At 73.9% G+C, this 12618-nt stretch carries 16 protein-coding genes; 8 read left to right on the forward strand and 8 right to left on the reverse strand.

Annotated elements, in window-relative coordinates:
• Positions 1 to 14: 14 nt before the first annotated feature.
• Together QSK03_RS08355 and QSK03_RS08360 are read right to left on the reverse strand one after the other, a co-directional pair.
• Entirely contained in the window at positions 15 to 872 is an 858-nt protein-coding gene (locus QSK03_RS08355) for a CbtA family protein (RefSeq protein WP_285650363.1), read from the reverse strand.
• The gene (locus QSK03_RS08360; protein ID WP_285650365.1) at positions 872 to 1084 is read right to left on the reverse strand and encodes a CbtB domain-containing protein; all 213 of its coding nucleotides are present in this window, start codon (positions 1082 to 1084) and stop codon (positions 872 to 874) included. The genes QSK03_RS08355 and QSK03_RS08360 overlap by 1 nt, the downstream gene beginning before the upstream one ends.
• A 172-nt stretch (positions 1085 to 1256) precedes the next feature.
• Between QSK03_RS08360 and QSK03_RS08365 the strand changes: the two genes are divergently transcribed.
• Positions 1257 to 1829, forward strand: a complete 573-nt coding sequence (locus QSK03_RS08365; RefSeq protein ID WP_285650366.1) for a histidine phosphatase family protein — start codon at positions 1257 to 1259, stop codon at positions 1827 to 1829.
• Here the strand turns inward: QSK03_RS08365 and QSK03_RS08370 are convergent.
• Genes QSK03_RS08370 through cobF form a run of 3 tightly spaced genes read right to left on the reverse strand, consistent with a single transcriptional unit; the run spans position 1814 to position 3581 of the window.
• Entirely contained in the window at positions 1814 to 2389 is a 576-nt protein-coding gene (locus tag QSK03_RS08370) for a TetR/AcrR family transcriptional regulator (RefSeq protein WP_285650367.1), read from the reverse strand. The genes QSK03_RS08365 and QSK03_RS08370 overlap by 16 nt on opposite strands.
• 53 nt (positions 2390 to 2442) lie before the next feature.
• Positions 2443 to 2826, reverse strand: coding sequence for an ester cyclase (locus tag QSK03_RS08375; RefSeq protein ID WP_285650368.1), 384 nt, complete (start codon positions 2824 to 2826; stop codon positions 2443 to 2445).
• Positions 2826 to 3581 (reverse strand): precorrin-6A synthase (deacetylating), encoded by a 756-nt coding sequence (cobF, locus tag QSK03_RS08380; protein ID WP_285650369.1) that lies wholly within the window; start codon positions 3579 to 3581, stop codon positions 2826 to 2828. The genes QSK03_RS08375 and cobF overlap by 1 nt, the downstream gene beginning before the upstream one ends.
• Positions 3582 to 3692: 111 nt before the next feature.
• Here cobF and QSK03_RS08385 point away from each other — a divergent pair, with 111 nt between their 5' ends.
• The gene (locus QSK03_RS08385; RefSeq protein ID WP_285650370.1) at positions 3693 to 4526 is read left to right on the forward strand and encodes an amidohydrolase family protein; all 834 of its coding nucleotides are present in this window, start codon (positions 3693 to 3695) and stop codon (positions 4524 to 4526) included.
• 3 nt (positions 4527 to 4529) lie between these two features.
• Here QSK03_RS08385 and QSK03_RS08390 read toward each other — a convergent pair whose 3' ends face one another.
• Positions 4530 to 5981: a DUF8832 domain-containing protein gene (locus QSK03_RS08390; RefSeq protein WP_285650371.1), complete on the reverse strand. Its 1452-nt coding sequence runs from the start codon at positions 5979 to 5981 to the stop codon at positions 4530 to 4532.
• 123 nt (positions 5982 to 6104) lie between these two features.
• Between QSK03_RS08390 and QSK03_RS08395 the strand changes: the two genes are divergently transcribed.
• From QSK03_RS08395 to QSK03_RS08405, 3 genes are read left to right on the forward strand one after another with little or no spacing between them, the layout of a single operon-like run.
• Complete coding sequence (locus tag QSK03_RS08395; protein WP_285650375.1) at positions 6105 to 6776, forward strand: hypothetical protein; 672 nt, start codon at positions 6105 to 6107, stop codon at positions 6774 to 6776.
• Complete coding sequence (locus QSK03_RS08400; RefSeq protein ID WP_285650377.1) at positions 6773 to 7702, forward strand: HTTM domain-containing protein; 930 nt, start codon at positions 6773 to 6775, stop codon at positions 7700 to 7702. Before QSK03_RS08395 ends, QSK03_RS08400 begins: the two co-directional genes overlap by 4 nt.
• Positions 7699 to 9423, forward strand: a complete 1725-nt coding sequence (locus QSK03_RS08405) for a hypothetical protein (protein ID WP_285650379.1) — start codon at positions 7699 to 7701, stop codon at positions 9421 to 9423. Before QSK03_RS08400 ends, QSK03_RS08405 begins: the two co-directional genes overlap by 4 nt.
• 332 nt (positions 9424 to 9755) lie before the next feature.
• On the opposite strand, the gene QSK03_RS08410 is transcribed toward QSK03_RS08405, so the two are convergent.
• On the reverse strand, positions 9756 to 10175 hold the full coding sequence (locus QSK03_RS08410) for a hypothetical protein (protein ID WP_285650382.1): 420 nt from the start codon (positions 10173 to 10175) through the stop codon (positions 9756 to 9758).
• A gap of 150 nt (positions 10176 to 10325) precedes the next feature.
• Here QSK03_RS08410 and QSK03_RS08415 point away from each other — a divergent pair, with 150 nt between their 5' ends.
• From QSK03_RS08415 to QSK03_RS08425, 3 genes are all read left to right on the forward strand, one after another.
• A complete protein-coding gene (locus QSK03_RS08415; protein WP_285650385.1) occupies positions 10326 to 10958 on the forward strand; it encodes a class F sortase in 633 nt (210 codons plus the stop codon).
• Between the two features lie 74 nt (positions 10959 to 11032).
• The gene (locus tag QSK03_RS08420) at positions 11033 to 11389 is read left to right on the forward strand and encodes a hypothetical protein (protein WP_285650388.1); all 357 of its coding nucleotides are present in this window, start codon (positions 11033 to 11035) and stop codon (positions 11387 to 11389) included.
• Between the two features lie 182 nt (positions 11390 to 11571).
• Positions 11572 to 11997, forward strand: a complete 426-nt coding sequence (locus QSK03_RS08425; RefSeq protein ID WP_285650391.1) for an ACT domain-containing protein — start codon at positions 11572 to 11574, stop codon at positions 11995 to 11997.
• Here QSK03_RS08425 and QSK03_RS08430 read toward each other — a convergent pair.
• The gene (locus QSK03_RS08430; protein WP_285650395.1) at positions 11952 to 12554 is read right to left on the reverse strand and encodes a DJ-1/PfpI family protein; all 603 of its coding nucleotides are present in this window, start codon (positions 12552 to 12554) and stop codon (positions 11952 to 11954) included. The genes QSK03_RS08425 and QSK03_RS08430 overlap by 46 nt on opposite strands.
• Between the last annotated feature and the right edge of the window lie 64 nt (positions 12555 to 12618).

A 12618-nucleotide genomic window follows, 5' to 3' on the forward strand; every position in this document is an offset into this window, starting at 1 on the left:
ACTGCTCACATGGGTCAGGCGGCGGTGACCTCGGGGGTGCGGTCGGAGGACTCGCCGCGGGCGAGACGGCGCTCGACCAGGCCCCCGAACACGAGGCCCAGCACCCCCCACAGCAGCAGCTGGGCGGTGAACGACGCGAGGCGGAAGTCGTAGAGCACGTCCGCGTCGAACCCCGGGTAGATGATCGTGCCGGCCGCGTCGCGCAGCGGCAGCGGCGTCTCGCTGGCCCGCGGGCCGTTCTCGACGACGTTGATCGTCAGCTCGCCGAGCCCCGGCAGCACCGTCATGAGGATCGCCGACAGGGCAACGTAGACGACGCCGCCGACCAGCACCGCGTTCCAGAGCCCGAGACGCTCCCGGACCAGCCGGGTGACCGCGACCGCCGCCGCGAGGAACACCAGCGAGCCCACGACCATCACCAGGTAGAGCGCGGTGCGGTCGCTGATGGTCTCGTCGGAGCCCACCGCGGGCGGGCTGGCGGGGTACTTCACGAACGGCGTGGCGTAGATCGTGAGGAACCCGGCCCCGGCCACGACGAGCGCGAGGACCCGGGGGCGCAGGGCGACCCGGCCGTGCAGGAGCGTGTAGGCGACGGCGAACAGCAGGCCCAACGCGACGCCGATGCCCACCATGCCGACCCCGATGCCGAGGGTGGCCTGCACGCCGCGGCTGACGATCTCCTCCTCGGCGCCGCCCGCCGGCGGCGAGCCGGCCGCCGTCGCCAGGGTGGCCTCGGCCTCGCCGCGGCCCTCCTCGTACGCGATCGCTGCGTCGATCTGCGGCTCGGCGAAGACGAGCGAGAACAGCCAGGCGACGAGGCCGGCGACCGCGCCGGCGAGCACCCCGCGCAGGACGAAGGAGCGGGCTTCCATCAGTGGCAGGGGAAGCCGAGGAAGTGGCGGGCGTCGTGCACGAACTCGTGGATGTAGCTCGTGTCGCCGAACACCGAGACCGCACCCTCGTCGATGCCGATGAAGTAGTACAGCACCAGCCCGACGAACAGGGCGCTGATCAGCCACGGCAGGGTCTGCGAGGCAGGGATGGCAGTGGCCCTGGCGCGGGCGACGGCACCGGCTGTGGTCACGAGGTGTCTCCTGTCCGGAAGGCGCGACGACGTCACCGTCCACGACGGGCGGCGACCGAGGAGAGACGCTAGGTCCGCACCGAGGTGACGTCAACGTCTCAGCACCTGATGAGGTGTCGGGTGTGAGGTGGGCGATCCCGCCCGCCCCGCCGTCGGAGAGGAAGATCGTCCCGTGCGCCTGCACCTGCTCGCCCACGCCGGCACCGACGCCGCGCGTGCCGCGCGGTTCCCGGACGACGAGCCGCTCGACGCGGGCGGGCGGCGCACCGCCGCCGCCCTGGCGGGACGGCTGCCCGACCCCGATCGCCTGTGGTGCGCACCGTCGACCCGCTGCCGGGAGACCCTCGCCCTCGTCCTGCCGGACCGGACCGCCGACGCGGAGGCGCCGTCTGGGCCGGCGTCCGGTGCGTGGGCGGGGCGATCGCCCGCCGACCTCGCCGCCGAGGACCCGGCCGCGCTCCGGGCGTGGATGACCGACCCCGGCGCCGCGCCGCCCGGCGGCGAGTCGGTGAGCGCGTTGCTGACACGCGTCGCCGCGTGGATGGACGGGCTCGACGCCGGGGAGCGCGAGGTGGGCCTGGCCGTCGTCGACCCGCCCGTCGTGCGCGCCGCCGTCGCCCACGTGCTCGGCGCCGGCCCGGCGGGCGCCTGGCGCGTCGACGTCGCCCCCCTGGACCTGTGCACGCTGACCGGCCGGGGCGGCCGCTGGAACCTCCGCGCCCTGGGCCCTCAGCCCGCGCCGTAGCGCAGGCCGTCGACGAGCAGCCCGGTCATCCGCCGCGCGTGGTCCGGGCCGACGTCGTGGGCCGGCCCGCTCAGGTTCGCGACGGCGCGCAGGAGGTCGCCGGACGCGATGTCGCCGCGCACCTCGCCGGCCTCCACCGCGGCGGCGAGCAGCCCGTCGAGGGCGGGCCCGAAGCGCTCGTCGAAGTAGGCGGGCAGCGCGTCGAAGGCGGGGTCACCGGAGTGCAGGGCCGCGGCGAGACCGCGCTTGGTGCCGATGAAGTCGGTGTAGCGCACCAGCCAGCGCTCGAGCGCCTCGCCCGGCGGGTGCGCGGCGGCCAGCGCCGGGGCCTCGTCGGCGCACGCGTCGACGGCGTGCTTGAACACGGCCGCGACGAGGTCGGAGCGCTTCGGGAAGTGCCGGTACACCGTGCCGACGCCGACCCCGGCCTTCGCCGCGATCTCGCGGACCGGGGCGTCGACGCCGGCCGTCGCGAACACCGCGGCGGCCGCCTCGAGCAGGGCGTCGGAGTTGCGGCGCGCGTCGGCGCGGACCCGGCGCGTCGGCACGCTCTCGCTCATCGGGGCCACTCTTCCGGACAGATGTTCCGCTTCGCTGACGGTAGCACCCCGGATCACCCGGCGAGCTGACGACGGACCGCGTCGGTGTCGATCAGCGACCACACCTGGGCGATCCGCCCGTCGGCGAAGCGGTAGAAGACGTGCTCGGCGAAGGAGACCCGCCGACCGTCGACCGGGAGGCCCCGGAACTCGCCGCGCGGCGTGCAGTCGAAGGCCAGCCGGCAGGCGACGTGGTCGCCGCGGACGACGAGCAGGTCGACGACGAACGCGAGGTCGGGGATCGCGGCGACGTCGCCGACGAGGAGGTCGCGGTAGTCGTCACGCGTCATCGGGGCGTCGTTGTAGCGCAGGCTGTCGTGCACGAACCCGTCGAGTGCCTCGAACCGCCGCTCGTTGAGGCACGCCAGATAGGCGCGGTAGGTCTCCTCGAGATCCACTAGTGGCGCCGCACGAGGTAGGTGTCCATGATCCAGCCCTTGCGCTCCCGGTGCTCGGCGCGCGCCGCGAGGATCTCCTCGCGGACATCGGCCACCCGTCCGGCGAGGAGCACCTCGTCCGGCGTGCCGACGTAGGCGCCCCAGTAGACGGTGGCGTCGTCGGGCAGGTGCTCCAGGCCGTGGTGCCTCGATCCGTCGAGCATGACGCAGAGGTCGGCCTCGCCGGAGTCGACGCTGTCGTCGAGCACCCGGCGGGCCGGGGTGATCGTCGCGGCGCGGGCGGTGCGGGTCAGCGTCGTGCGGTGCGCGGCGGCCAGCACCGACGGCGCGCCGAGGCCGGGCACCACCCGCCAGTCGAGGGCGACGCGGCCGCGGGCGTCGAGGCGGTGGAGCATCTCGACGGTGCCGTCGTAGATCGCCGGGTCGCCCCACACGAGCAGCGCGCAGGAGCCGCCGTCGGGGACCTCGTCGAGCAGGGTCTGCTCGTAGAGCGTCGCCCGCTCGTCGCGCCAGCGCTCGGTCGCGCCCTCGTAGTCGGGGGACGTCCGGTCGCGAACGGCGTCGTCGCGCTCGACCACCCGGGCCCGCGGGGCGAAGCGTTCGACGATCTTCGCCCGGATCGCGGTCAGCTCGTCGGCCGGACCCGGCTTGTGCAGCAGCACCACCACGTCCACCCCGCCGAGCGCCTCGACCGCGTCGAGCGTCAGCTGCCCGGGGTCACCCAGACCGATCCCCACCACCTGCACCGTGCGCACGGGGAGGCACGCTCTCACGACCCACGCCCGACACCGGCAGACCGCAGGCCACGTCACACGCCGTAGTCCGGACGCAACGACCCCGCAACAGGTCGTCGCTGTACTCGATCCATGGCCCTCGCCGTCCCCGCCGTCCACGACGCCCACCGCCACCTCGGGGTGCTTCCCGCGTACCCGTTCTACGGGGGCCCGCCGGTGAACCCGGACATCACGGCCCGGGCGACGATCGACGAGCTGCGCGCCGATCTCGACGCCGAGGGCACCGAACTGGCCGTCGCGATCCCGAACTACGGCGTCCCGGACGCGAGCGCCTCGTTCGCCCTCAACGAGCTCTGCCTCGAGGCCGCCCAGAAGGACGCCCGCATCCGCGCCGGCATCTGGGCCTCGCCGCGACCCCAGGACGCCGAGATGACGGCGACGGCCGTGGCCCTCGCCGCCGAGCCGGAGGTCCGCGTCATCAAGATCAGCTTCCTGCTGGGCGGCCGCGCGAGCGATCCCGACTGCCGCCCCCAGCTCGACGCGATCTTCGACGCCGCCCGCGAGCACGGGCGCGTCGTCCACGTGCACACCTCGCCGGGCGCGGCGTCGGACATCGACGAGGTCGGCGAGCTCGTCGAGCGCTACGCCGACGACGTTAAGCTGCACCTCGTGCACCTCGGCGGCGGCATGAGCGGGCACATCAAGCTCATCGGCAGCCGGTTCTTCGACTGGATCGCGGCCGGCAAGCAGGTCTACACCGACACCAGCTGGGCGATCGGCTTCGCGCCGCGCTGGCTCGCCGCCGAGATCGAGCGCCGCGGCGTGGGCCACGACCGCGTGCTGTTCGCCAGCGACGAGCCGTGGGGCGACCGCACCGGCGAGCTCGCGCGCATGGCCGAGGCGATGGGCGACGGCGAGCTGGGGCGGCTCACCCTCGCCGGCAACGCCGAGGCGCTGTACGCCTGACGGTCAGGGGCTCGGCGTCTCCGGGGCCACGTCGAGCGTCACCGGCACGGTGACGACCTGCCAGTCGCGCTGCACCTGCACCCACACCTCGTGGCGACCCGCGCGGGCGAAGGTGTGCTCGAAGGCGACCTCGGGACCGTAGGTGCCGGCGGGTCCGGCGGGGCTCATGTCGTGGACGTGTCCGAACGCCGAGGCCGGGTCGCCCGGGTCGGGGACGCCCGCGGCACCGGGGCCGAGCAGCACGAGGTGGCCCGCCATCCCGAGCCAGCCCTGCAGGTCGGTGACGGGCGCGCCGTTCTCGGTGAAGGTCACGCCGACACGGGTGGGGCGCCCGGCGACCGCCTCGGATGCCGTGACCCCCGCGCGCATCCCGGCCACGTCCCGCCCGCCCGGCCCCGGTGCCGCGACGGCCGTGGACGCGGGACCGGCGACGTCGACGGCCGTGCGCGCCACCTGGTGGCCCCCGTCGCCGGCGCGCTCCATCTCGGCGAACACGCCGTACCGGCCCCCGACCGACGGCGCGAGGCGGACCTCGTAGCGGCCGGGAGCCGTACGGATCGGGTGCACGTGCGCCAGACCGCCGTCCGGGCCGATCACCGCGAGGTGGACCAGGGCGTCGTCGTGGATCGCGAGGTCGTCGACGACCGCGCCGGTCGAGGAGTCGGTGAGGTCCAGCGCGAGATCGAGCGGTACGCCCGCCGTGGCCGGGCCCGCCGTCCGTGCGGTCACGGTGACGGCGCCGGCCGCAGGCATGGTCATGGGCATCGCCGGGAGCATCGGATCGGCCGGGGGCATCGCCATGCCGGCATGTCCGGCGTGTCCACCCGACGCCGCGGGCGGCATCGGAGCGGCGGGTGCGGCGGACGTCGCCGACGTCGCCGGCGGCGCGACCACCGCCGCCGTCACCGCGACCGTCACCCCGACGGCGGCGACCGCGCCGAGCGACACCGCGACACGGGGCCGGTGCCGCAGCGCCAGCGCCGCGATCAGGGCCACGATCCCGAGCACCGCGCCGACCCGCACGGCCCACACCCAGCCGGGCGTCGGAGCCGGGGCGGCGACCGTGACCGGGATGCGGGCAACCTGCGTCCCGTCGGCGACGACCACGTCCCAGACCCCCGGCGTCCCGGCGTCCAGCGCGACCTGGTGCGGCTGCCCCGCCGGCGCGACGGGCACGGTGACGGGGCTCGTCGGGGTCCCGCCCGCGGGCACCGCCGCGAGGGTGACGGCGCCCGGCGGCGCGTCGCCGCGCGGCAGCACGACGACCGGCATCCGGCCGCCACCCTCCGGCGGCGCGGTGATCGTCAGGACGAGCTCGCGCGCGCCGAGCGAGATCTCGATCCGCTGCACCCCGACCGGGGTCGACTCGTGCGCGATCGCCGCCGGGGCCAGGAGCGCCCCGAGGGCGGCGAGCAGCACGACCACCCCGACCCGTCGCCGTCGCCTCTCGGTCACGGGCACACCGTAGGGGCTGCTTCCACGACACCTCATCAGTCGCTGAGATATGTGTGCTCCGTAACGCTCAGCGCGTTCGGCCGATCCTCTCCAGGACATCGAGTGGAGAGGTCGGGGGCCATCGTGACGATCCGGGACGCGGACACCGCGGCACCGCGGGTGGAGGACCCTGCCGGGGTGAGCACCGGCGAGGAGCCCGCGCAGGACGTCCCGGCGGACGACGTCCCGGCGGACGACGCTCCGCCCGAGCCGGTCCCGGCCGCGGACGCGCCCGCCGACGACGCCCCCTCGTACCGCCCGTGGCAGCGCTTCGGGATCTCGGTGCTGATCGTGGCGATCCTGCTGTCGGTGCTGGCGAGCGTCACTCCGGACTCGGCGATCAAGAGCGGTCTCGTCGGCCTGACCCGCCCGTTCATCCTCGTCACGGCGCTCGACCAGCGGTGGGGCGTGTTCGCCCCGAACCCGCGGCTCGAGACGAGCAACGTGGTCGCCCGCGTCGAGCGGACCGACGGCACGGTCGGCGAGTACCCGCTCGAGTCGGCCGCCGGGATCTCGGAGTACTGGAACTACCGCTGGCGCAAGTACGGCGAGCAGCTCTGGACCGACAAGACCGCCGAGGCGGAGCGCACCACCTTCTCCCGCTGGGTCGCCGACCAGGACCGGGCGGCGGGACACCAGCCGATGCGGGTGACGCTGCTGCGTCAGACCCGTCCGAACCTGGCGCCGGGGCCGGGACCGGACGAGGGGCCGTGGACCGAAGTCCCGTTCTCGACGATGCAGGTGAGCGGGCGATGACCGCCCCCTGGACCCGCCTGCGGACGGGCTGGGAGCGCTTCTGGTTCACGCCGCAGTCGACGGCGCCGGTCGAGGTGATCCGGATCGTGTTCGGGGTCGTCGCGACGGCCTGGATGCTCTCGCTCGCCCCCGTGCTCACCCCGTTCTTCGGCCCCGACGCCGCGATCCCGGACCGCCCGCGGCCCGCGCTCGCCTGGACCCTGATGACGCTGGTCGGCGGCACCCCGCTGATCTGGGTCCTGTGGCTGCTCGGCGTCCTCGGCGCCGCGGCGCTGACCGTCGGGTTCCGCACGCGGCTGGCGGCGCTGCTCGTCTTCGTCGTCATGGTGTCGGTGAACCGCCAGGCGCCGCTCGCGTTCAACGCCGGCGACGGGCTGATGCGCGTCATCTCCTTCTACGTCCTGCTGATGCCGGCCGGCTCGGCGGTCTCGGTCGACCGGTGGCTGGCCGACCGCCGGGGCGTCTGGAGCTTCCCCCGCCGCGCGCCGTGGGCGCTGCGGCTCGCGCAGATCCAGCTCAGCGTCATCTACCTCTCCACGGTGTGGGAGAAGTCCGGCGGCACCCTGTGGCGCAACGGCACGGCGGTGTCGTACGCGATGCGCATCGGCGACCTCGAACGCCTCCCGGTGCCGTCCTTCGTCACCGACTCGATCCTGCTCACGCAGCTGGCGACGCTCGGGACGATCGCCGCGGAGCTCGCGATCGGCGTCCTCGTCTGGAACCGGGCCGCCCGGCCCTGGGTGCTCGCCCTCGGCGTGCTGCTGCACTTCTCGATCGAGGTGTCCCTGGCCGTCGGGTTCTTCGGCCTCGGGATGATGACGCTCTACCTCGCCTTCCTCCCGCCCGAGCGCGCCGAACAGGTCCTGCGCTGGGCGCGCGACCACCGTCCCCGCCGGCGCCGCCCGGTCGAGGCACCGGTGGCATGAGCACCGTCGAGCTGGTCGGCGAGCAGACCCCCGCCGCCGAGACACCGACCGAGGACCGGCGCGGCGCGCCCCGGGACCGCGGCTTCGCCGCCGCGGTCGGCATCCCGACCCTCGTGCTCGCGGTGCACAGCGCCTCCTACGGGCCGTGGATCGAGGACGACGCCGGCATCACGTTCGCCTACGCCCGGTCGATCGCGACGGGCGCCGGCCCCGTGCTGCAGCCCGGTGCGGAGGCGGTCGAGGGGTTCTCGAACCCGCTCTGGCTCGCGGTCCTCGTCGTCGGCCACTGGCTGGGGCTGTTCGACCACGGCGCCTGGTTCGGGCTCCCGGACCTCGTGCTCTTCCCGAAGCTCGTCGCCCTGGCCTGCGCCGCCGCGATGTTCGCGGTCCTGTACGGCCTGGCTCGCACCGTCTCCGCCCGTCCGGTCGCGCTCACCGTCGTCGCCGGCACGGTGACGGCGCTCGTGCCGTCGTTCGCGATCTGGACGACGAGCGGTCTCGAGAACGGGCTGTACGCGCTGCTGGTCGTGGCGCTCGGCGCGACCGTCGCGCGGGCCGCGGTCGAGGGCAGGCTCCTGGCCTCGCGCGTCGCGGTGGCGGCCGGGGCGCTGGCCGGCCTCGCGGCCCTGACCCGCCCCGACGGGCTGATCTACCTCGCCGTGTACCCGGTCGTCGCCGTGCTCCTCGCCGGGAGCGGGTGGCGCCGGGTCGTGACGCCGGGCCTCCGGTCCGTCAGCACGGCGCTCGTCCCGGTCGGGCTCTACCTCGTCTGGCGCCTGGTCACCTTCGGCGACTGGCTGCCGACGACCGCCCGAGCCAAGCGCCAGGAGCTCCCGGGGCCCGGCGACCTCGCGCGGCCCGGGGAGCTGGTCAGCTACGCCGGCTGGCTCGCCGTCGTGCTCGCGGTCGCCGCGGTCGCCCTGGCCCTGACGCAGCGCTCCCGGGTGCGGACCGCAGTGGGTGTCCTGCTCGTGCCGCTGACCCTGACGCTGGTCGTGTACGCGGTGCTGGCTGCTGACTGGATGGCGCAGTTCCGGTTCGCGACGCCGCTGTGGCCTCTCGGCGCGTTCGTCGGGGTCCTCGCGTTCGGAGACGTCATGGGCCGGTGCACCTCGCGGCGCGCCAGGGTCCTCGCCCTGCTGGCCGTCGCGCTCGCGGTCCTCGCCTCCGGCTCCGTGTGGCTGGACAACGCCGTCGGCTTCCGTCGCAATCCGACCGCGCCGATGTGTTTCGTCGCCACGAGCGTCGGCGAGCGGATCAACGCCTACGCCGACATCCTGGGAGTTCGCGATGGCACGCTCGCTGCGGTCGACGGCGGCGGCACCGCCCTCACGAGCCGGCTGCGCTTCGTCGATCTCTCCGGGCTGGCCGATGCGCGCTTCGCCGAGTTGTGGCAGCGCAACGACACCCGCGGGGTCCGCGACCTCCTGTTCGACACCGTCCGTCCGACCTTCTTCAAGCTCGACAACGGATGGTCTGGTACCGCGAGTTCTGGGCTGCTCAACGATCCGCGCCTGACTCGTGACTACGTCGTCCTCATCTCCACGCAGGCCGGCAGTGGAACCTGGGTCCGTCGTGACGTCGTGCCCGACGCGGGACACCTCGCTCTGGCGCGGGGGCACGCGACCGCGGGCTTCGCCGACGTCGACGCACCCTTCTTGCGCGGACACCGCAACGCCTGGACGTGCGGCCCGACCCTGCGTACAGGTGAGGTCTCCTGACGACGCTCCGTACTCGCCCGGGCGAGGGGCTCTCGCATTCGACCGTCGGTCGAAGCAGCTGCGGCGGCCTGGAGTAACGCTTTCGTCACGAAGACGAGACCGGGTAACGCCAGACGGGTGAGTCGCGACACGTGATCGTCGGCGGGGCGGCGACCAGGTCCACACAGGGTGGGACGGAGAGAGGGCATGACGGGACAGACCTTGGCGCAGCGGGCACTCGTGCTCGGCGCGGGAGTGGTACTCATGGGATCGCTCGGCGTCGGTAGCGCCTCGGCGTGGTCCTACACGGGCGACACATGCGTGACGGTCGCCAGCACCGGCAACAGCTCGACCTACCTCGGCACCACTAGCAGCACCGACTCCTCGAGCACCCTCACCACCGGGATCACGACCCTCCCGTCCACCGGGATCACCACGCTCCCCTCCACGGGGATCACCACGCTCCCCTCCACGGGGATCACCACGCTCCCCTCCACGGGGATCACCACGCTCCCCTCCACCGGGATCACCACGCTCCCCGCTTCTCTCGACCCGAGTGCCGGGGTGCCGAGCGACCCGGCGTCCGGCGGAGCGGGCGGATCAGCCGTCGAGACGCCCGCCGACAGCGGCGCGAGCGCGATAACGCCCTCGGGCGAGTCGGAGTCGCAGGGACTCCGTGCGGCGGCGGACACGACCACCGGGTCCTCGGACACCACTGGCACGACCACGAGCACGACCAGTTCGACGACCGGCCAGTCGACCACCAGCGTCACGACCGGCACGACGCCGCCGACGTACTCGACGGTCTGCTACTACCACCCGTCGACGGGTCACTACTACTACGACTCCCGGCCGGTCGGCACGATCTACGCGACGCAGGTCCGCCACGTGCCCTCCGGCGGCGTGGACACGGGTAACTGAGCATGACGATCACCGAGGAGAAGAACCGCGAGGAGAAGACCTCCTCCGGTCCGTCGATGACCAACATCTCGATCGCCCTCGTGGTGATCCTGGTGGGGCTGGCCGTGATCGTCGGGATGAACTCGTCGTCCGGGTCCTCGTCGTCGAGCGTGAACTCGCCGGCACCGCTGGCCGCCGCGACGCCGACGCACGTGTCGGTGCCGTCGATCTCGGCGGACTCGAACCTGGTGGCGACCGGGCTGCAGTCCGACGGCAGCCTCGAGGTGCCGCCGGTGTCCCAGCCGATGCAGGCGGCCTGGTTCAACGGGAGCCCGACGCCGGGCGAGGTCGGGCCGGCCGTGATCCTCGGGCATGTCAACGGCGGCGGTCAGCCGGGCATCTTCGCGAAGCTGAACGAGGTCGTCGCCGGGGCCCAGATCCTCGTCGACCGCGCCGACGGCCAGCGCGCCGTGTTCCAGGTGTCGCGGGTCGACACGATCCCGAAGGCGTCGTTCCCGACCGACCAGGTCTACAACGACACGCCCAACTCCCAGCTGCGGCTCATCACCTGCGGCGGGGACTACGACCGCGCCAACCGCAACTACCTGTCGAACGTGATCGTCTACGCCGACCTGGTCGACGTCCAGAGGATCTGATCGGTCCGGCGCCGGCGGACCTGAGTAGTTCCGCCGGTGCCGGACCGCGGGTGCGGTCACGACCCTCGACGGTCATGTCCGACACCGACGTCACCGCCGCGGACGATCCGTGGCTGTCCCTGGTCCGCGCCCACGCCGCGGTCGTGGCGGTCCTGGTCGCCGTCTGGGCCGTGCTCTTCGCGCTCGGCCCGCCGGGCAGCGGCGGGGGCGTGAACTTCGGCGCCGCCTTCGCCTCGATGCCCATCGAGGCCGTCGGCCAGCCGTGGTCCCTCCTCGGCCGTGCGGCCTTCGACCGGTGGGGGCCGACGCGGTCGTTCGCCCACGACCCGGTCGCCGTCACCTTCTACGAGCTGTCGTTCCTCGGCGGGGCGCCCCTCAACCTCGGCCTGCACGCCCTGCTGTTCCGGTGGCGGCGAGGTCGGTGGCCGTGATCCGTCCCGGTGCTCCTCCCACCCCACGACATCGGGGCGAGAGGAGCACCGGGAGCGATCTTGCTCTACCGCGCGTCGCGTGCCGCCTCGACCATCACCCGTGGGGTCGGCTCGACCTCCCCGTCGCGGCGTCGCCGGGTGTCCGCGTGGTCGTGTGCGCGCGGTCACGTCAGGATCGACGCATGCCCGGCGACACCGACCCGACCCGGCTCGTGGCCGCCATGGACCCCGTGCTGCACGCCGAGCGCCACGTCTTCGTCAGCGTCGCGGCGCTCCCGGACGGGCTCGTGCCGGTCGCGACGATCCGTGAGGCCGAGGGCGTCTCGGCGGTGGTGACCTGCACCGACGCCGACGCGCACGGCCTCACCGGGGAGTTCCTCTGCGCCCGGATCACCCTGCGGGTGCCCTCGGCGCTCGAGGCCGTCGGCTTCCTCGCCGTGATCACCCGGGCCCTCGCCGACGCGGGGATCGGGACGAATCCCGTCGCGGGCTTCCACCACGACCACCTGTTCGTGCCGTGGGACCGCCGGGACGACGCGATGGCGGTGCTGCGGGAGCTGGCTCAGACCGGCGGTTCGGGGTCGTACTGGATGCCCCGGCGGACCTGACGGGCGCGCTCGACCCCGACGAGGCGCACGATGAGGTGGAACGCCATGTCGATGCCGGCCGAGACGCCGGCGCTCGAGATGACGTCGCCGGCGTCGACGAAGCGGTCGTCGCGCCGGACCTCGATCGTCGGGTCGAGCTCGGCGAGGGTGTCGAGCTCGTTCCGGTAGCTGGTCGCGGGCTTCCCCGCGAGCAGTCCGGCCGCGGCGTAGACGAGCGAGCCGGTGCAGACGCTGGTCATCAGCGGGACGTCGCGTCGCCACTGCCGGACCCGCTCCAGGTGCTCGGGGTCCACCATCTGCGGGCGCGTCCCCCGGCCGCCCGGGTGCAGGAGCACCTCGAGCGGGCCCACGTCGGCGGCCGAGTGGTCGGGGACGATCGTCATGCCCTTCGCGCAGCGCACCGGGGCGCCGTCGAGCGAGAACGTCGTCGCCGCGTACCCGTCCTCGGGGAAGTTCGCCGTCCACCAGGACAGGACCTCCCACGGGCCCACGGCGTCGAGCTCCTCCACGCCCTCGAACAGCAGGATCCCCAGCCGCTTCGCCTCGGGTGCGCTCACGCCTCCAGCATGCCGCGTCACATCCGGCTGCGGAGCCGTGAAAAACCGCGCGCCACGGCGTCAA

Origin of the sequence: Actinomycetospora sp. NBRC 106375 (assembly GCF_030269665.1) — a bacterium.
Taxonomy (GTDB): Bacteria; Actinomycetota; Actinomycetes; order Mycobacteriales; family Pseudonocardiaceae; genus Actinomycetospora.